This is a genomic window from Dethiobacter alkaliphilus AHT 1 (genome assembly GCF_000174415.1).
Lineage (GTDB): Bacteria > Bacillota > Dethiobacteria > Dethiobacterales > Dethiobacteraceae > Dethiobacter > Dethiobacter alkaliphilus.
The window spans coordinates 82,313-101,280 of sequence record NZ_ACJM01000011.1 but is presented as its reverse complement, the minus strand read 5'-3'; the positions used below and the strand labels follow the sequence as shown (position 1 = coordinate 101,280).

General features: G+C 48.7%; 15 protein-coding genes. 2 read left to right on the top strand and 13 right to left on the bottom strand.

Annotated features, from left to right (window positions below; all coding sequences use genetic code 11):
• Positions 1 to 138 precede the first annotated feature (138 nt).
• The 4 genes from thiI to DEALDRAFT_RS11085 form a co-directional block, all read right to left on the bottom strand.
• The gene (gene thiI / locus DEALDRAFT_RS11100; protein WP_008517467.1) at positions 139 to 1,311 is read right to left on the bottom strand and encodes a tRNA uracil 4-sulfurtransferase ThiI; all 1,173 of its coding nucleotides are present in this window, start codon (positions 1,309 to 1,311) and stop codon (positions 139 to 141) included.
• Positions 1,312 to 1,315: 4 nt separating this feature from the next.
• A complete protein-coding gene (locus DEALDRAFT_RS11095) occupies positions 1,316 to 2,470 on the bottom strand; it encodes a cysteine desulfurase family protein (RefSeq protein WP_008517466.1) in 1,155 nt (384 codons plus the stop codon).
• A 298-nt stretch (positions 2,471 to 2,768) separates the two neighbouring features.
• On the bottom strand, positions 2,769 to 4,622 hold the full coding sequence (locus DEALDRAFT_RS11090) for an aldehyde ferredoxin oxidoreductase family protein (protein ID WP_008517465.1): 1,854 nt from the start codon (positions 4,620 to 4,622) through the stop codon (positions 2,769 to 2,771).
• Positions 4,619 to 4,879 carry a 4Fe-4S binding protein gene (locus DEALDRAFT_RS11085; RefSeq protein WP_008517464.1) on the bottom strand — a complete coding sequence of 87 codons (261 nt, stop codon included), beginning with the start codon at positions 4,877 to 4,879 and terminating at the stop codon, positions 4,619 to 4,621. Before DEALDRAFT_RS11085 ends, DEALDRAFT_RS11090 begins: the two co-directional genes overlap by 4 nt.
• A gap of 177 nt (positions 4,880 to 5,056) precedes the next feature.
• Here DEALDRAFT_RS11085 and DEALDRAFT_RS11080 point away from each other — a divergent pair, with 177 nt between their 5' ends.
• Complete coding sequence (locus tag DEALDRAFT_RS11080; protein WP_008517463.1) at positions 5,057 to 6,139, top strand: NAD(P)/FAD-dependent oxidoreductase; 1,083 nt, start codon at positions 5,057 to 5,059, stop codon at positions 6,137 to 6,139.
• A gap of 40 nt (positions 6,140 to 6,179) precedes the next feature.
• Here DEALDRAFT_RS11080 and DEALDRAFT_RS11075 read toward each other — a convergent pair whose 3' ends face one another.
• From DEALDRAFT_RS11075 to nikC, 5 genes are all read right to left on the bottom strand, one after another.
• Positions 6,180 to 6,818 carry a class I SAM-dependent methyltransferase gene (locus DEALDRAFT_RS11075; RefSeq protein ID WP_008517462.1) on the bottom strand — a complete coding sequence of 213 codons (639 nt, stop codon included), beginning with the start codon at positions 6,816 to 6,818 and terminating at the stop codon, positions 6,180 to 6,182.
• Between the two features lie 447 nt (positions 6,819 to 7,265).
• The gene (locus DEALDRAFT_RS11070) at positions 7,266 to 8,270 is read right to left on the bottom strand and encodes an ABC transporter ATP-binding protein (RefSeq protein WP_008517461.1); all 1,005 of its coding nucleotides are present in this window, start codon (positions 8,268 to 8,270) and stop codon (positions 7,266 to 7,268) included.
• A gap of 1 nt (position 8,271) precedes the next feature.
• Positions 8,272 to 9,270: an ABC transporter ATP-binding protein gene (locus DEALDRAFT_RS11065; RefSeq protein WP_008517460.1), complete on the bottom strand. Its 999-nt coding sequence runs from the start codon at positions 9,268 to 9,270 to the stop codon at positions 8,272 to 8,274.
• A gap of 27 nt (positions 9,271 to 9,297) precedes the next feature.
• A complete protein-coding gene (locus DEALDRAFT_RS11060; protein ID WP_008517459.1) occupies positions 9,298 to 10,218 on the bottom strand; it encodes an ABC transporter permease in 921 nt (306 codons plus the stop codon).
• Between the two features lie 12 nt (positions 10,219 to 10,230).
• Positions 10,231 to 11,079 (bottom strand): nickel transporter permease, encoded by an 849-nt coding sequence (gene nikC / locus DEALDRAFT_RS11055; RefSeq protein ID WP_318026060.1) that lies wholly within the window; start codon positions 11,077 to 11,079, stop codon positions 10,231 to 10,233.
• 254 nt (positions 11,080 to 11,333) lie between these two features.
• Here nikC and DEALDRAFT_RS11050 point away from each other — a divergent pair, with 254 nt between their 5' ends.
• Positions 11,334 to 12,926: a glutathione ABC transporter substrate-binding protein gene (locus DEALDRAFT_RS11050; protein WP_008517457.1), complete on the top strand. Its 1,593-nt coding sequence runs from the start codon at positions 11,334 to 11,336 to the stop codon at positions 12,924 to 12,926.
• Between the two features lie 323 nt (positions 12,927 to 13,249).
• Here the strand turns inward: DEALDRAFT_RS11050 and DEALDRAFT_RS11045 are convergent, their stop codons facing one another.
• From DEALDRAFT_RS11045 to DEALDRAFT_RS11030, 4 genes are all read right to left on the bottom strand, one after another.
• The gene (locus DEALDRAFT_RS11045; RefSeq protein WP_008517455.1) at positions 13,250 to 13,774 is read right to left on the bottom strand and encodes a peptidylprolyl isomerase; all 525 of its coding nucleotides are present in this window, start codon (positions 13,772 to 13,774) and stop codon (positions 13,250 to 13,252) included.
• A gap of 121 nt (positions 13,775 to 13,895) precedes the next feature.
• Positions 13,896 to 15,791 carry a glucosaminidase domain-containing protein gene (locus DEALDRAFT_RS16135; protein ID WP_008517454.1) on the bottom strand — a complete coding sequence of 632 codons (1,896 nt, stop codon included), beginning with the start codon at positions 15,789 to 15,791 and terminating at the stop codon, positions 13,896 to 13,898.
• A gap of 27 nt (positions 15,792 to 15,818) precedes the next feature.
• Positions 15,819 to 17,372 carry an Ig-like domain-containing protein gene (locus tag DEALDRAFT_RS11035; protein ID WP_008517453.1) on the bottom strand — a complete coding sequence of 518 codons (1,554 nt, stop codon included), beginning with the start codon at positions 17,370 to 17,372 and terminating at the stop codon, positions 15,819 to 15,821.
• 182 nt (positions 17,373 to 17,554) lie between these two features.
• Positions 17,555 to 18,967, bottom strand: a complete 1,413-nt coding sequence (locus DEALDRAFT_RS11030) for a DEAD/DEAH box helicase (RefSeq protein ID WP_008517452.1) — start codon at positions 18,965 to 18,967, stop codon at positions 17,555 to 17,557.
• Position 18,968 lies beyond the last annotated feature (1 nt).

Below are 18,968 nucleotides of genomic sequence, written 5' to 3'. Positions count from 1 at the left end.
TTTTTTTGTGGACGGAGGGACAGGTTTATTTGTCCACACCTGAGACAAAGGGGACAGCGTTTTTGTCTCACACCGGGCAAGGGGACATCTGCTAAGACAGCAGATCTACTGCCCACATTTCATTTTGCTTGCTTTACATCAAGTATTGGTGGTGATGTCGAGAGTTTCCGTTTTTGCCAGGCTCTCGCTTATCAGTGCCTCAATATCAAGGGACGCTTCCGCTTCTTCCACATCTGCCAGGCGCGGTCTGGTGGCGGGGAAGTCGGGCAAAAAGACGGTGCAGCAGTCCTCATACGGCCGGATGGAAATGGGGTAAGTATCGATGCGCCGGGAAATGTTCATGATTTCTTCCTTATCCAGCCCAATAAGCGGCCTGAACACCGGAATAGTGGTAACCTTTTCAATAACATTGATACTTTCCATGGTCTGACTGGCCACCTGTCCCAGGCTCTCACCGGTAATCAGGGCCAGCGCGCCGCGCTGCTCGGCCAGCCGTTCAGCGATACGAAACATCATGCGGCGCATCAGGGTCACGGTTAGCCTCTCCGGAGTTTTCAGCCGCAGCTCTTTTTGGATTTCGGTAAAATGGGCTACATGCAGGCGGATTTTCCCGCCAAAGCGTGTCAACTCCCGGCAAAGGTCTATTACCTTTTCTTTGGCCCGGTCACTGGTAAAGGGGAAGCTGTGAAAATGGATGGCCTCCAGGGTAACGCCCCGCTTCATGGACATCCACCCGGCCACCGGGCTGTCGATGCCTCCGGAAATCAAAAGCAGGCCCTTGCCTGCCACACCCACCGGCAAACCGCCGGGACCGGCAATGGTACGGGTATAGATGTAGGTTTCGTGCTCTCTTATCTCCACTTCCAGTTTTATCTCCGGATTGCGCACATCCACTTTCAAGTCAGGGATGTTAATCAAAAGGTGCGCGCCAACTTCCCTGCTTACTTCCGGTGATTTATAAGGAAAACGCTTATTGGCCCGTTTGGTCTCCACCTTAAAGGTTACCCCGGGACGGGTGATTTTTTCAAACTCAGCTTTGGCCACCGCTTTTATTTCATCCAAATCCAGCGGGGCAATGGCCACCGGACTAATGGAGACAATACCAAAAACCTGCGATAAACGGGCAGCTACCGCCTCGGCATCACCGTCCACCACCTCTACAAAGTTTCTGCTGTAAGTCTGATGGATGCGGCAGTCAGCCACGTCCAAAAGTGCCCTCTTAATATTTTTGGTCAAAGTGTTTTCAAAGAATTTTCGGTTTTTCCCTTTCAGGCCGATTTCACCGTAACGCACTAAAAATAATGCCTTCATTTTTTTACCTCCGCGTCATCAGGCGGATGCTCTCCACCGTCTGCTCTAGTATTTCCAGTGTCTGGTCAATATCTGTTTCCGTGTTCAAAGAAGAAAAGCTAAAGCGCAGGGATGCGCCGATTTCCTCTTCCTTCAACCCCATGGCCAGCAGCACATGGCTGGGATCGGGCCGATGGGAGTGGCACGCCGAACCGGTGGAAATATAGACACCCTGCTCTTCCAGGGCGTGGACCAGCACCTCGCCCTTAATCCCTGCCACCGTAACATTGAGAATATGAGGTGCATCTTCACCTGAACCATTATGAGTGACCTCAGAAATATGTTCCTCTAAACCGGCTAAAAACCGGCTTTTCAGGTTTTGCAAATGCTCAAAATTCTTTTCCCGGCTCTTTAGGGCCAGCCTGGCCGCTGCAGCAAAGCCGGCAATGCCCGCCATGTTTTCCGTACCGGGCCGCAAGCCGTCTTCCTGACCGCCGCCGTGCAAAAGCGGTTCCAAATGAACACCGTTGCGGCGCCACAGGGCACCGGCACCTTTGGGGCCGTGAATTTTATGGGCAGAAAAGGAAACCAAGTCGGCATGCCAGGCCGACGGACGTACCGGCAGCTTGCCAAAGGATTGTACCGCATCCACATGATACAGAACATCACTGTTTTTTTCTTTGATTCGCCGCCCGATCTCCTCCACCGGCTGAATTGCACCCACTTCGTTGTTAACATGCATCAGGCTCATTAAAATGGTTTCAGCACCGACGGCAGCCGCCGCATCCTCCGGATTTACCTGCCCTGCCTGATTCACATCAAGATAAGTCACACTAAAGCCCTCATCCTCCAGAGCACGAAACGCATACAGGACCGAGGGATGTTCAATTTTACTGGTCACCAGATGATTTCCCCGCCGGCGGTTACGCCGGGCTGCTCCTTTGATGGCCAGATTGTTGGCTTCGGTGCCGCCGGAGGTAAAATAAATTTCACTTTCCTTTACCCCGCAGCCGCCGGCTATTGTGCGACGAGCCTCAGTTTTAACCCGCTCCGCCGCCACGCCCATACGATGCAGAGAAGAGGGATTGCCGTATTCTTTTGTAAGAACATCCTGAATAACCCCTGCCACTTCCGGCAAAACCTTTGTTGTGGCACTGTTGTCCAGATATATTTCCCGCATGATTAAGCCTCCAAGATCTTACCGTATCATTCTACGAGTCCATACCAATTGCAAAATATTGCACGGTTGTGTCAGAAAAGCACGCTTACTCGGGTCCCTTAGGCGCGTGCTTTTCCATACTGGTTTCCTTAGCAGCTTCGCAAATTGCGAAGCGTTATAATTCATACCAGTGCAAAAAAAGGTCCGTCCCCGTTTTGCAGCCGTTTTGCACGTTTTGCAAGAATGAGAAAGCAGGCTGTATGTATTATACAGCCTGCATATTATTTTACCATATTTTTCTCGGAAATATTGATTTTTTTTAGAATTCCCAGCCGCGGACCTGAAAATATTCCCGTAGGTTTTCCTCGATCTGCTCCCGGGAGAGAGGGGGAGTGATACGGCCTTTGGGGCCGGGCAGGCTTTCTGTATAGAAACGTTTGGGATAACAGTAGTCCTGAGACGTTTCTCCTTCCCGCACATTAAAGCTGTGCTGCAGGTCCCACACCCTTTGGGCAGCAGCATATACCATATCCTCATCATACTTCCTGCCGGTTACCGCCGTTAATGCCCGGGCGTAAAAGTCCGGGCCCAGCGAGCGCAGCACCGGCGGCCGGATACAAAATCCCACACAGTTAATCAGGGCAATCAGGTTTTCTGCATAGACCAGCATCCGGGGCAGGTTCACTCCCTTCGGAGGATCACCAAAAATTTCTTTTTTTAGTGTCGCAGGCATATCCAATGCTTCAATATGCTCAGGATCCACACCCAACGGTTCGGTGCGATGGTCCACCAAAGGCTGCAGCACCGCTTCCACCGGAGAGCGCCCGCGCAAGCTGTCGCCACCCCGGGTATTTGTCAGGTAACCAAAGGTAAAGGTATCGCATTTGGGGCGGGGATCCTTAACCGGCATCTCTACGCCTTTAACATGCATGGCATAAGGTTCACTGCCGGGGATCTGCTGTGAAGCCCGCTTGGCCCCTTCTGCCAATAAATTACCCATACCTTCACGGCCGGCGATTTGCAACAATAACCGCGATACCGTATTATAGTCTCCCCACTGTGGCACAAAACCCAGATCCTCTGTGGTTACCAATCCCTTATCGTATGCTTCCAGCAGAAAGGAAACACTGCCGGCTGCAGAAATTACATCCATGCCGTTGATATTACAGATATCCACACAGCGGAAAATCTCCGGAACAGATGTCATCTCCAGCTTGGCGCCAAACTCCATCACAAAGGTGACTTCCAGCCCCCGTGTTTCCAGGCCCTGATGCGGCCCATCTTCTTTTACCCGGGACCAGTGGGCACAGGCAATGGGGCAGGAAAAACAGGCCACATCCCCCTCCTTGTATTGCTTTTCAAAGGGTTTGCGCCCCCGGGTCTGCGCCCAGTCTGCATATGATCCCACGGTGAAATTCCTGCCGGGTAGCGCCCCTCCTGCATCAAAGGGGTCGGCCACCACCATGCTGCCGTAGCGTTTCATGAAACCAAAACTGGGTTCCTTCTGCACCCTGTCAAATGCTTCCCGGCGCAGTTTATTAAAGGTTTTTATATCCGCTACATCCACCGTGCCGCTGCCGCGTACCGCCACGGCCTTAAGGCGCTTAGAACCCATTACCGCTCCCATGCCGGTCCGGCCCCAGGAAGCAAAGTAGTCATTCTGTATGGAGGCAAACCGCACCAGGTTTTCACCGGCGGGACCAATAACGGCCACATGAAAATCATGGCCCAGCCGGGCTTTAATTCTGTCCGTGGCCTCCCAAACATCAAGCCCCCACAGGTCATCAGCCTGCTCCAGGCGCACCTTTTCATCATCTATTACCAACATCACCGGCGTTTGCGCTGCCCCCAGAAATGCCAGATAACTAAAGCCTGCATACCGCAAAACAGCACCAAATGAGCCGCCGCCGTTTGCGGTGCCGAACCGCCCGGAAAGCGGTGATTTGGCCGTAACTTCCGTGCGACAGGCTGTGGGTAAAAGAGTCCCCACCAGAGGGCCTACGCCAAAAAGCAGGGCATTTTCCGGACCAAGCGGGTCTGCACCGGTAGGCACCAGATCATAAAGCAACCTGGAGTTTACCCCCAGCCCGCCCAGATACATTTCTTCCGTATCAGCAATATCTTTACGGTACATGCTGCCCTCCGTAAGATTTACCGTCAGCAAAGTACTCATGCTCCTGCCCCCTTTGTTTCTCCGTCTCGTTTGACCAGTGCTTCTCCGGGACAGATGGAAACGCAGGCCAGACAGCCGGTACAGCGCTCTGCATCCAGAATCATGCTGCGGCGAAACAGCTTTTCGTCCACTTCTATGCAAATGGCAGAATCGGATAGCCGGTGAGTTTTACTCCCAGTCCAGGCACAGGCCAGCATGCAGAGCCGACAGCCGGTGCATTGAGACACTTTGTAATCTATTATAACTTTAGATGTCACGAAAGCCACCTCTTTGTGTGAAAATTTAGACGCTTAAATATATGCTGCCGCCAACAATTTTATCTCCTACTTTAATTTAGGTAATAACTTCTACAACACCGGAAAAATCCCTGCTGCCCCTTTGTCATAAAGCGCCGCTTTGGGGTCATACTAGCAGCATGAAACGGAGTGGTTTTTATGAAAGTAGCAATTATGGGCGCCGGACTGGCCGGCCTCAGCTGCGCCCTTACCCTGGAGAAAAACGGCATAAGTCCCACTGTCTTTGAATCACGGTCACAGGTGGGTGACCGTTTTGTTAACAGCGAAATTATTCTTTCCGCCCTCTGCCGGCCGCACCGGGATCCACTGGCATACCTGGCTGATACCTATGGCATCTTTTTGCATCCGGTGGGCCACATCAGCGAACTACTGTTGTTTTCAGAGCATGAGAAAGCTGTTGTTAACGGGCAGCTGGGCTTTTCCACCATCCGGGGGCGTGATGCGGATTCCTGGGAAAAGCAACTGGCCAGGCAGGTAAAAAGTGAAATCGTCTTTAATTCCCGGCACGCCTATGAAGACTTGCTGGAGGAATATACCCATGTGGTGGTGGCCACCGGTGACGGCGCCTATGCAGAGAAAATGCAGAACTACCAAACCGACCTCACCGTAACCATAAAAGGTGCCACGCTGGAAGGCTCCTTTAACCGGTATGCGGTGGCGGCCTGGCTTGATTCCCGCTATGCTCCCCAGGGCTACAGTTACTTTATCCCTTATTCAGAACATGAAGCCAACCTGTCCGTGGCTTTTCCCGACTATCCGCAAAATGAAAATGTTGATGCGGATCAACTGTGGCAGCACCTGCATGAAACTGTGCGCCGGGATCTGGGACAGGAACTTAAAATCACAGATTCCTTTTCCATTACCGGCTACGCCATCGGCCTCTGTAATTACCCCCGGCTGGGAAACACCTTCTTTACCGGAAACTGCTTCGGAGCCATCATGCCCTTTTTGGGTTTTGGCCAATACCCGGCAATTCTCACCGGAATCTACGCCGCCCTGGATCTGTGCGGAAAAGGCCGTTACGAAGACTTAACCCGGCCGCTGCGCAAAAGTTATCAAAATGCCCTGGCTTTGCGCCGCTCGCTGGAAAAGCTGGACAATAAAGGCCTGGACCTGGTTGTCAAAGCGCTAAATACCAAAGCTGCAGAGCGGCTGTTTCACTCCCGCTTCGATTTCTTAAAAGGAGCCGGGATGCTCTTGCGCGCGCTGCCTGAACAATAAGAAGAAAGGTTGCCCAACTGCGCAGACAGCTGGTGCAACCTTATTCGTCCTGTTTCTTTAGCGTTATGGTTTTCTTCCCGTCTGAGTACAGTATTTTGAGCCCCTGCTGCTTTGCAAGCCAGGCAAAGGTATCTTCACTGAAGAAAGTTACATGGGTGGGATCACGCCTGTACCACCAATTGACAAATGCTTCCGGGCCTTGGTGGAAATTGGTCATAACAGCCAGAGTACCACCGGCCTCCAAAAGGAGCAGCAGCTTCTGCCACACTTTCCCGGGCTCATAGACATGTTCCAGGGCTTCGGTACTGGTCACCAGCCGGTAAGGGCCCTGCGGCTCCTGTGGGGCATAGTACGGGTCATACACATCAGTCCTAAACCCTCTGCGCTCCAAGAGCACCTGCAGAACCTGACCCGGACCACACCCAAAATCCAAAGCACGCCCATTCGGATACACATAGGGGAGCACCGCATTACTGATAAATTTTTCAAACATCTGCACATACCCCGGATTATCCAGAGTATTGTTGTGTGTTTCGTAGTGCTCTTTTTCCTGCTCTGCATCCAGGCGAAACTTAGGAGCGAGAAAAATGAGGTCGCACTCCCGGCAATGGTAATACCCGGGAGCTGCGGCCTCTATTTGATGTATAGATTTAGTTTCACACAAAAGGCAATTAGTCATTTGCCGTCCCCGCTACAGTTTTTCCAGTTATAAGATAGGAATTTGCTTTCTTTGTGGTCATACAATATCACAGATACAGGAGTACGACAACCCCGTTCTATTACAAATTATACCATAGTGTAAGCCAATACGCGTTGTCGCAATCTGTTCATCCTTTTCCTATCAGTGATGACAAAAAAATATTTCATCTCGGATTACATCGTAAGAATTCACTGTTTTTAGGCATAGCTATCCTGTATGATGAAAAACCAACGCCAAAGGATTTGTGATGGTAAACCAATCGGAGAAATGACACCCCCCCCCCCGGTACCAAGCTTGCCTTGAAAAGTATTAGTTGAGTGTTAAGAGGCTAAGGGGTGCCAATTAGTAACATGATAAATACAGCAGGCTGTGAGGAAAAGGGTGAAGGTTGGGAAAATGTAATGCCGGCCCACGGGCCGGCATTTGTTATTGTTTCATTTTTCCGGAAGCTATATCCTCGAAGTAGTGGCAAGCTGCTTTGTGACCGTCTGTCATGCTGGTGGATGATCTTAGTTCCGGCACTTCTTCAGTGCATTTATCGGTAGCAAACGGGCACCGTGTATGGAAACGGCAGCCGGAAGGAGGATTAATCGCAGACGGAACATCTCCTTTGAGGATGATTCTTGTTCTTTCTATATTAGGATCGGGAACCGGTATAGCCGACAGGAGAGCTTTGGTGTAAGGATGCTTAGAGTTTTCAAACAGGGAAAGCTTATCGGCAATTTCCACAATTCTTCCCAGGTACATTACTATTATTCTGTCTGAAATGTGGCGTACTACACCAAGGTCGTGAGAAATAAAGAGATAAGTTAACTGAAATTCTTTTTGCAGCCTTTTTAAAAGGTTTAATATTTGTGCCCTGATTGAGACATCAAGTGCAGAGACGGCTTCATCGCAGATAATGAGTTTAGGGTTTAACGCAAGTGCACGTGCTATGCCGATTCTCTGTCTTTGCCCGCCGCTAAACTGATGTGGGAACCTGTCGGCCTGATAGCCTGCCAGGCCCACCGCTTCCAATAATTCAACAACACGTTCCCTTCTTTGGTTCTTTGGTACTATATTTTGGATATGGAGTGCTTCTTCTAATATTTGGGCTATGGTTTGGCGGGGGTTAATAGATGCGAAAGGATCCTGAAAAATAATCTGAAGGTCTTTACGAACTTTTCTTAATTCTTTTTTGTTCAGAGAAAGCAGGTCTTTCCCGTTAAAGATAACTTTGCCTGCAGTGGGCTCTTCAAGTTGCAGGATTGCTCTGCCGGTAGTAGATTTTCCGCACCCGGACTCTCCCACTACGCTGACTGTTTCACCTTCATAGACGGTAAAGGAAATATCATCAACAGCTTTGACATGGTTAACTGTTTGTCCGAGAAATCCGCCTTTTATGGGAAAGTACATCTTTAGGCCTTCTACTTTCATGAGTTCTTTACTCAACTCATAGTACCCCCTTTTTGCCTTTCCACTCATCTGAATAAGCCCAGCATCTGACCTGGCTGTTTCCGGTACTTATTAATTCGGGAAACTTGTCTTTGCAGATATCCCGGGTGTAAGGGCAACGGGGAGAAAAGCGGCAACCATTAGGTATTTCTGTGAGATTTGGAACGGAACCTTTAATGGCCTCCAGTTCTTCTTTGTCAATATCATGACGGGGAAGTGAATTAAAAAGACCTAGTGTGTACGGATGTTTCGGTGTGGCAAACAGTGTTTTTACATCAGCGTATTCCACCACACTACCGCAATACATTACTGCCACATTGTTGCAAGTTTCAGCCACAACTCCAAGGTCATGGGTAATCATTACAACTGCCGTGTTCAGTTTTGACTGAAGGTCCTTAATCAGCTCAAGTATTTGTGCCTGGATAGTTACATCCAGAGCAGTTGTGGGCTCATCGGCAATAAGGAGTTCGGGATTGCATGCAAGTGCCATGGCAATCATAACCCTTTGCCTCATGCCACCGGATAATTCATAAGGGTACTGATGAATTCTTTTTTCAGGGGAAGGAATTTTAACTAGCTTAAGAATCTCGATTGATTTTGCCAAAGCCTCTTTTTTGCTTATCTTATTGTGTGCCCGAAAGGTTTCTCTGAGTTGCTCCCCGATTGTTAAGACCGGGTTTAAAGAAGTCATAGGTTCCTGAAAAATAAAGGAGATTTTGTTGCCGCGAATTTTCAGCATTTCTTTTTCAGTTTTCTTTACTATGTTCTGTCCGTTTAAGATGATTTCCCCGCCTGTGATTTTGCCAGGTTTTTGAATGAGGCGCATTACAGACAGTGCCATGACGCTTTTGCCACATCCTGATTCACCCACTACACCCAGTGTTTCACCTTTTTGCACTTTCAGGGTGACTCCGTCAACAGCCTTAACTTCACCGTCATCAGTAAAAAAAGAAGTTTGCAAATTATTAATTTCAAGTATAAGGTTGTTATTTTCCAATTGCTACACCTCTTTCCCAGCAAAACACTAGTTAAAATCAATACGTTTATTTAAGTAACGGTAAGAGATATCAACAAGCATATTTACAAAGACAAAAATTAAGGCAAAGACAAGAACGGTACCCTGTACTACCGGAAAGTCTCTTGAGTTGATATTGTCAACAATCAGTCTCCCCATGCCGTTAATGGCAAAAACTGTTTCTGTCAGGATAGTACCCGAAAGCAGCATGCCAAGTTCCAGCCCCACAACGGTAACAACAGGAATTAATGCGTTTTTTAAGGCGTGCCTGTAAGTAACCACTCTTTCACTTAGCCCTTTGGCCCTGGCGGTGCGAATATAATCCTGGTTAATTACATCAAGCATGCTGGAACGGGTCATTCTGGCTATGATGGCAGCACCTGCGGTGCCAAGAGTTAAAACAGGAAGAATGCTTTGCTGCCAGGTTCCCCATCCCGATGGAGGCAGCAGCATGTACTCTACTGAAATATATCTAATAAGCATCAGTCCAAGCCAGAAGTTTGGCATTGATAGTCCAAACAAAGCAACAAGCATAAGCAAGGTGTCACTCGTTCCGTATTGCCTGACTGCTGAAACAACGCCGGCAATTAGGCCAATAAAGACACTTACTACCATACTGTAAAAAGCCAGTTGGACGGTTGTCCAAAACCTTGGCCTGATTTCATCTATAACCGGTCGGCTGCTGCGTACCGATTGTCCCAAATCTCCCTGCAAGAGATTACTCATATATCTATGGTACTGAACATGGAGGGGGTCGTTTAACCCAAGTCGTTCTCTCATAAGTTCAACCTGTTCAGGCGGGGCATTTTCACCGGCTATAAACTGTGCCGCATCTCCCGGTATCAAGTGCATTAGAGAAAAAACCAGGATTGTAACACCTATGATGACCGGAATAGTTTGTAACAGTCTTCTTATTATGAAATGAAACATATTCATGGCCTCCTATGCTTTGGCTTTTGGATCATAGGCATCCCGTAATCCGTCTCCAAAAATATTAAACGCCAGTACTACAGTAACGATTGCCAAACCGGGAAACAGGGCTACATGGGGATAGTCAAACATGTATCTTCGTCCCTGGCTTAGCATGGCGCCCCATTCAGGAGAGGGCGGCTGAGCCCCCAGACCGAGAAAGGAGAGACCACTGGCGGCCAGAATTGAGATTGCAATTCTTATTGTTGCCTGAACAATTATAGGCGAAATAATATTTGGTAATATATGTTTAAAGATAATGCGCATATCACTGGCACCAAGGGCACGTACAGCATCTATATATTCCAGTTTACGCACAGACATGGTTGAACCCCGTGCTATCCGGGCAAAGGCAGGAATAGAAAATACGCCTACAGCAATAATTACATTTGTTACACTCTTGCCCAGCACACTGACCAAAGCAATTGCCAGTAAAATACCGGGAAAGGCAAGTAGTATGTCTATCAGTCTCATAAGAACAGTATCTATCATTTTGCCGTAATATCCTGAAAAAACCCCCAAAGGGACACCGATCAGCGCACCGATAATAACAGATGTAAAACCTACATACAGGGTAATTGGCATGCCGTAAATGATACGGGTAAATATATCTCTGCCGTTATGGTCTGTGCCGAACCAGTGAGTTGCCGAGGGGGTTAACAGTTTCTGCGTAAAGTCGACCCTTACAGGGTCGTGCACAGTAAAAAAAGGCCCGACAATGGCAACTATAATAAAGAATAAAAGTAAGTAGCCCCCAATGAGCGCGGCCTTGTTCTTTTTTAATCTCTTGTAAAAGGTTTGGTATCCAGAAAGATTTTTGATTGCTTTGGGAGTATTGACCGGAACACCTGTTACTGCTTTGCTCAATTTTGCTCATTCCCTTCTGCTATGTAATATTTAATTAAATAAATATTTATTACACAGGCATATACAAAATTATATCAGGTATAGTATAATTGATAAAGCAGCAATTTAATAGTCTGAGTTTTTAGTCTTTGACAAAATTATCCACAAAATCTTAGTACTATTTAAGTGCTGCGCCAAAAATATAATACATATATAAGGGGGAAAGTGGAATGGTAAAATCTAGAAAATTATTGCTGATTGTTTGCATGGCCATGGTACTTTCATTGCTGGCCGCATGTGGACAGGATGCAGACCCGAATGGCGATTCGGAGACACCACCGGAAGCTTCATCTGGGGGAGACTTAATTATTGCAACTTTGTCAGATGCAGTATCTCTTGACCCGCACGGTTCCAATGATGTTCCGTCATCCAACGTAGCCTTCAACATCTACGAGTCACTGGTTTATTTTGACCAGGACAATGTATTGCAGCCTTTGCTGGCTACCGATTGGGAAGCAGTTGATGATTTAACCTGGGAGTTTACCCTGCGCGAAGGGGTCAAATTCCATGACGGCACTGATTTTAACGCAGAAGTTGTCAAAGCCAACTTTGATCGTTTGCTCGACCCCGACATTGCTTCTCAGCGCCTTTTCCTGTTTAGCATGATCGAAGAAATAATAGTTGTAGACGAGTATACTGTTCAGTTTGTAACTGAGTTTCCGTTTGCACCGCTGCCGGCCCATCTGGCACACAGCGGTGGTGGTATAATCAGCCTTGCATCTATTGAAGCGGATTATGCGGCTATGGAAGAAGGCAAAGACCCAGGCTCAGTAATTTCCATGGACCCTGTTGGTACAGGCTACTTTGTATTTGAAAGCTGGGTGCCCGGCAGTGAGATTAAGCTTGTACGCAACGAGGATTACTGGGGTGAAAAGGCTAAACTGGACAGCGTAACATTCAAGGTTGTTCCTGAAGACCAGACACGTTTGGCCGAACTGGAAACAGGCTACGCCCATATTGCCGATCCCATTCAGCCCAGTGACAGCAGCCGTGTGGAAAATATGGCAAACGCTTATCTCAACGTTCAGTCCGCCACAAGCCTGGCCTACATCGGCTTAAATGCCGACAAGGCTCCATTTGATGATGTTCGTGTCCGTCAGGCTATTACCATGGCTATAAACAAACAAGAGATAATCGACGGTATTTATGAAGGTACCGCCATTCCCGCAGTAGGGCCCATAGCACCGGGAGTATTTGGCTATGACCCATCTGTAGAGGCCATTCCCTATGACCCTGAAAGGGCAAAAGAATTGCTGGCAGAAGCTGGGTTTGAAGACGGCTTTGAAACAACTATCTGGACAAACGATAATCAGGCACGTATTCAGATTGCCGAATATGTGCAGTCTAAGTTAAGTGATATAAACATTACCGTAACCATTGAAGAGCTTGAGTGGACTGCATATCTGGAAAACACTGCTGCGGGCAACCACGACATGTTTATCCTTGGCTGGTCCACACCCACACTGGATGCCGACTATGCAATGTATGCCCTTTTCCACTCATCCAACTTCGGTGCGGCAGGCAACCGTACTTTCCTGCTGGATGAAGAACTGGACGAACTGCTTGACAAAGGCCGCCAGGAATCCGATCCTGATAAACGTGAGGAGTTCTACAGAGCAGCTCAGGAGAGACTTGTTGAGCTTGCACCAATGCTTTACCTGTTGCACATTGAGGATCTTACCGGCGTCAACAACGATGTAAAAGGCTTTTATATGAGCCCGGCAAGGATCTTTAAGCTTCACGGTGTATATATCGAGCAATAACTGAAGAAATAGAAGTCCATGATTGTATAATCCCTGGATACAATAAGAGGCTTTCAGGTGGGTCACCTGGAAGCCTTTTTATTGTTACAAAGAAATCTTTATATTTCTCACCTTAAGCAAGATGACAGTTTCTTCTTGTCATCTCTTTTTGTTTGCGGGTATAACTTGCTTGAACGTTTCTCCTGCTCTGCATCCAGGCGAAACTTAGGAGCGAGAAAAATGAGGTCGCACTCCCGGCAATGGTAATACCCGGGAGCTGCGGCCTCTATTTGTTGTGTTGATTGAGTTTCACACAAAAGGCAATTAATCATTTGCCGTCTCCGTTACTTTTCCAGTTTCTCCGGCTCGCCAATTTCTTCCCCGAAGGTATCAACGGTTACTTTTTTAATACGCTGGTCTTCCAGGGGCTTATCACCATGATCGCGCTTCACCGCCACAATGCGGTCTGCCACATCCATGCCGTCGGTCACTTTGCCAAACGCCGCATACTGCCCGTCCAAATGCGGTGCGCCGGCCACCATGAGGAAAAACTGGGATCCGGCCGAATCGGGATGTGCCGCCCGGGCCATGGATAAAACGCCGCGGTCGTGGCGAATGGGATTATCAAAGCCGTTAGCCTTAAACTCACCTTTAATGGTATAACCGGGTCCGCCCATTCCACTGCCTTGCGGACATCCTCCCTGAATCATAAAGCCGGGGATAACACGATGAAAAATCAGGCCGTCATAAAAACCGCTCTTCACCAGCGAAACAAAGTTTTTCACTGTATTGGGTGCAGCCTGCGGATCCAACTCCGCCGTAATTATTGCTCCGTCTTCCATTTCAAACTTTACTACAGGATTTTTCATACTCATCTACCTTTCTTCGCATTTCTATCTATTATATACTGAGTTCAATAATTTACGCAAAACAAACAGAGAACCCCCCTTTGAGAACTTGTCCGTCCGTCTACCAGGGGGTTCAAACCTTTTATTGTTTGTAGCGGGGAATATCAAATTTCAGATTGTAATTGCCTATCTGGTTATAGCGCCCAACCTGTTTTGCAGCCCAACCGATATCCGAGGCATATTGATAAGTGCCGGGATTGGCAGGATTCCATCTCATTTTGTACAGTGTATCTTGATTACGGCTAATGTATGATCTGGCGGCAAAAGCGGCTCCCCCCTTAATCGCCTCCTCCGGGCTAAACCAACCCTCTTGGTAGGCACGTTGGGCGCCGAGGTGGTTAGGGTTGCTGTCTCTGGCTCCGATACCGAACATATTATATACCTTTACCACGTTTTTACCCTCAACCTTATTGTCCACATCCTCTACCTCAATGCCAGTGGCTAACTTGCTGGTGCCGTTTCCTGTTTCATGCAGGGCCAAAGAGACGAGAAATACTTCATTGATATTGTGCTCCTTGCTCCCCTGCAGAAAAGCGGCGCCCTGATTGTGCAGGGTTCCACGTCCGGACAAAATGTTATTTAATACTTCTTCCGTGGTTCCGGCGTTGCCGGTAAGGACAAGAAACTGGAAAATCGATGATGATAAAGCGGACGTGGAATTGGTGACATATGCGCCGCAAACCCAGCCTTCTTTACCCTGAACGCTTATCTTATACCACGTACCTTCCGTGCCCGCAGCAGTATCAGGCTCCGCCTCGGCGGCAGCCAGGATGGTAAAGACCTGACCGTTTGTCACCGCAATGTTTGCACCCGCATCGGTCTTTAACTGAGGGCTGTTGGTGGTGGGCCTTTCCCTGACCCTCAAAGATGAAGCGGTGATTCTGATTTCTTCGGTATTGCCGCCGGTATAGTCCAGATCGATAAAGTTGTAAGGATTCAGGTGATACTCCACATCATCCCGTTTGGCATTTTGCCAGCCTCCGCCATAAAGGTCGGTTTGCGGCCGGGGGTTTGTAAGTGCCATCTGAATATCCAGCGCTTCCTTTAGCGTTATGGGATAACGGGTGTGGGTGACTTCCGCGCCGAAGCGTTTTCCCAGAATATGTGTATGTAAAATATACCTGAGTTCTCCTGCGGAAGCAAAGGGACGTTCTCCCAAAAGATTACCAGCCAGGTTATCCGCCTCTGAGGAGGATAAGCTGTACCTGTCCAGCTTAAGTTCCAGCACCTTATCATTATCTGTAAGAGCTTTTCGCATCTTGCTTGTGTCAGAAGCATCGTTTACAGCTTTGACGGCGGCATCCAGTTGGGCTCTTGCAGCGGAGACCGCATTGTCAAAGGTATCCTTAATCTGCTTGGCCGACCCATAGCCGTCCTCCGGCCTTTTGCGGAGCACTTCATTTATCGCTGCTGTTTTGCCATACGAATTTAGATTGTTATAGGCCGCCAAGTTAATGCCCAAAGCACTGGATCGTTCAAGTAGGGCTACCCTCATTTCATCAACAGTAGAGGCTTTATTGATGCGTTCTAATACATTTTCCAGCGCATCTAAAGCTTTCTCGGTAAAGACCAGCTTACCACTCTCCTCCGTCACCACAATAACGGAATTTGGCATGCTGGCAAGCCTGGCATTGCCGCCGGCTGTGTAAGCATTAACATCGAATTTTTTGCCCGTAATTATTGACAGGGCATATGCCTCCAGGACATCTTCATAATCAACATAACCGTTAACGTCATCCAGATATGCGGTTAGGCTCTTTTTTCGGAAATCATTAAACAACTTGGCATCAGAGCCCAACATATTCATTACATAGGACTCCAGTAAGTCGTCATAATCGTATTCATAATATTTACCATCGCTTCCCTCAGCCACAAATCCGATAATCGCAGCGGACACATGGCTTGTTAGCAAAAGGAGCACAAGAAACGCCGAAAAGAAAACTTTTAACCATCCAGTTGGGAAAATTCCCCTTACCATTCCTTTGCCTCCCTTTTCTCCCGCCGATTACCTTCTGTTTACCCTGACGTTGCCGGCACTTGCATCGGCATCGGGAACCTCGCCAAAAAATGCTTTTTCATCGCTCAGATACCTTAAAGGCGTACTGCCTACTACAACTTCATAGTTTTGCGGGTCCGAGTGCCACAGAGTAACAACAACAACTGTATTGCCGGGACTAAGTCTCTCATCGCCGGTTTCGAAACTCCGCACTTGATTCACAGTAACAGTAAACGTTCTTGTTCTGTCATTGTAGCCGGATTTCCTGGCGGTCACAGTAATGGTAGCAGACCCGGCGGCATTACCGGTCACAGTAATTTTGTTTCCTGACAGCGACACCGAGGCCACATTGCTATTACTGGATGAAACGGAGATATTGGCATCGCCCGGGGAAACGGAAAGGTCCCGGGTACCTGTTCTCCCCACACCCATAGACATATTACTGATAGAGCCCAGCGTCACCGTTGGTGTTGACGGTGTTGACGGTGTTGACGGTTGCCGCGGGGCAGGAGGTTTCTCCTCAACCTTTTCAGGCAGTTCCTTACCGCCCACTTCAGCTTTGATGTCTTTGGCCAAAGCCACTTTACCCGGAGTCTGTTCTATGGTTGTGCCGGCAGCATTAATGCGGGCATCTTTAATTTCGCCCTTCCCGGTTATCCCGGCGGCACCGTTAAGCTCCAGGGAACCGACTTCAGTTCCCTCAGCCAGGTGGATCATAACGGTACCTTCTGATTCTTCAACCAAAAAGCTCTCAATACTACCCCCGACAAGTTCAATAAAAATACCCCGTCCGGAAGCAATCAGGCTCTCTATGGAAACGGCAACTTTAACCAGGCCCGGAGCAGATACCTTCATTTCTTTTACCAAACCTTCCCCGGTTAACTTCAACGGGGCACCAGGTTCCAACAAACCGATTTCCACCTTGTCGCCAAGATCGATGGCAGCATCTCGGGCCTGCGGCGTGGTGGACAGCTTGTCCGCTTTTCCTGTAAGGAACTGAACCTGTGCACTATTTTGTGCCACCACAATATTCTTAAAGTCACCGGCCAATGCCACATCGCTGGCGGTTTGTATGTATACTTCGGTTAAAAACCCTTCTTCGGAAAGCTCAGTAACATCCAGGATGGATTCTCCGCCCAAAATGACTTTTTCCACCTGGGTATTTCCTATCAGAGAAACCCTGACTTTGCCGTCCTCTCTGTTTACCTCAAGCTCATTTAGGGTGACATTTTCTAATTTAATACTGTTTTGCCCCCCACCTTTAACCAACGTTGAGCCTTGTACAACAACATTATTCAGCTCCACTGCCCCATCGCCGATACCCTCTGTCAGGTAAAGGTTTCCGGTGACAACGGTATTTTGCAGTTTAACATCAGCAGATTCTATGGTGAAGTCTCCCTCAATAACCTGGAGGCCACTGGGTCCATAGATACCTGCTTCTTTCACATGCGACAAGGTTTCAATTTCAAAAGAATTGCCTGTAAGATTGTATATTGCAAAAACGCCTAAAACGATATTTACGATAATGGAAGGAATTATAAGGAGGGAAGCATGTTTTTTCATAATTTTGGTAAGACCTCCTGGTTTCTGTATTTTGATTCGGCCATAAGCCGTATTTTACTCCCAAGAGTTTTCGACAATTGCTTTCATAATTCCTGCTGGACTTGCAAAAATTTAGGCAAATAGGACAATAGTCTCAAAAAAAATGACGCCCATCTGCGGGCGTCATTTTACCGGTTCTTTGACTATTTTTTATTGTACGGACGGCGGCCACGGCCGCCTTTGTGTTTATTGCGTCGGTAATGGCCTCCCTGGTACGGCTTGTTTTGCCGCTTGGACCACTGGGGCGCTTCTTCTGTTAGCTTTACCGGAGTGGTGTCCGGCTCTTTGGTGAGCATCTTCAGTGCTGCGGCCAGAATTGTTTCCGCATCATGTTCATTTAGTAATTCATCAGCCAGAGGCTGGTAGTGGGTGATATCCTCCGATTCCACCGTTTTCAGAAGTTTTTCCACGGCAATGCGCTGCTGCCCTTCTATGGCTTCTTTAACGGTGGGCGTTGACAGGCGGGGGATGCGGGATTTGGTGCCGTATTCGATGGTACGCAGATGCCCCACTTCCCGGTTGGACACAAAGGTAACGGCCATACCGGTATTACCGGCCCGGCCTGTACGGCCGATGCGGTGTACGTAGCTTTCCGGATCCTGCGGGATATCAAAGTTGTAGACATGGGTCACGCCGGTAATATCCAGGCCGCGGGCCGCCACGTCGGTGGCCACCAGAATATCGATGGAGCCGTCCTTAAACTGGCGCATCACCGAATCCCGACGGGCCTGAGTCATATCACCGTGGATACCTTCGGCGGAATAACCGCGCTTGTTGAGCGCTTCGTACAGTTCATCAACCCGGCGTTTGGTGCGGCCAAAGACAATGGCCAAATCCGGCGACTGGGTATCCAGCAGGCGGCAGAGCACATCGAATTTTTGCCTCTCTTCCATTACCATGTGGAACTGTTCGGTGTTGGGCACCGTGACTTCCTTGGAGCGGACGGAGATCTTTTGCGGGTCCCGCATGAAACGGCGCGCCAGCTGTTCAATGGGTCCGGGCATGGTGGCGGAAAACAAGAGGGTCTGCCGCTCCTGGGGAGTTTCCTGCAGGATGGCTTCAATGTCTTCAATAAAGCCCATGTTCAGCATCTCGTCGGCCTCATCCAGCACCACCATGGAGACCTGACCCAGACGTACCGTGCGGCGCCGGATGTGATCCAAAAGGCGTCCCGGTGTACCCACAATGATCTGTGGTCGCTTTTGCAGGCCCCGAATTTGCCGGCCGATGTCCTGTCCGCCGTAGACCGGCAGGGTCCGGATTCCTTTGTACTGACCGATTTTGTTTAATTCCTCGGCAACCTGCACCGCCAGCTCACGGGTCGGCGTCACCACCAGTGCCTGTACTGTGGAGCCGTTTTTTTCCAGCTTCTCCACCATGGGCACTCCAAAAGCGGCGGTTTTTCCTGTTCCGGTATGGGCCTGGCCAATCAAGTCAAGGCCTTTAAGGGCGGTGGGTATGGCCTGCTCCTGAATGGGCGTTGCTTCCTCAAACCCCATATTGCTTACTGCCTGCAGTACATTTTCGCTTACTGCAAAATCATTAAATTTCGTCATT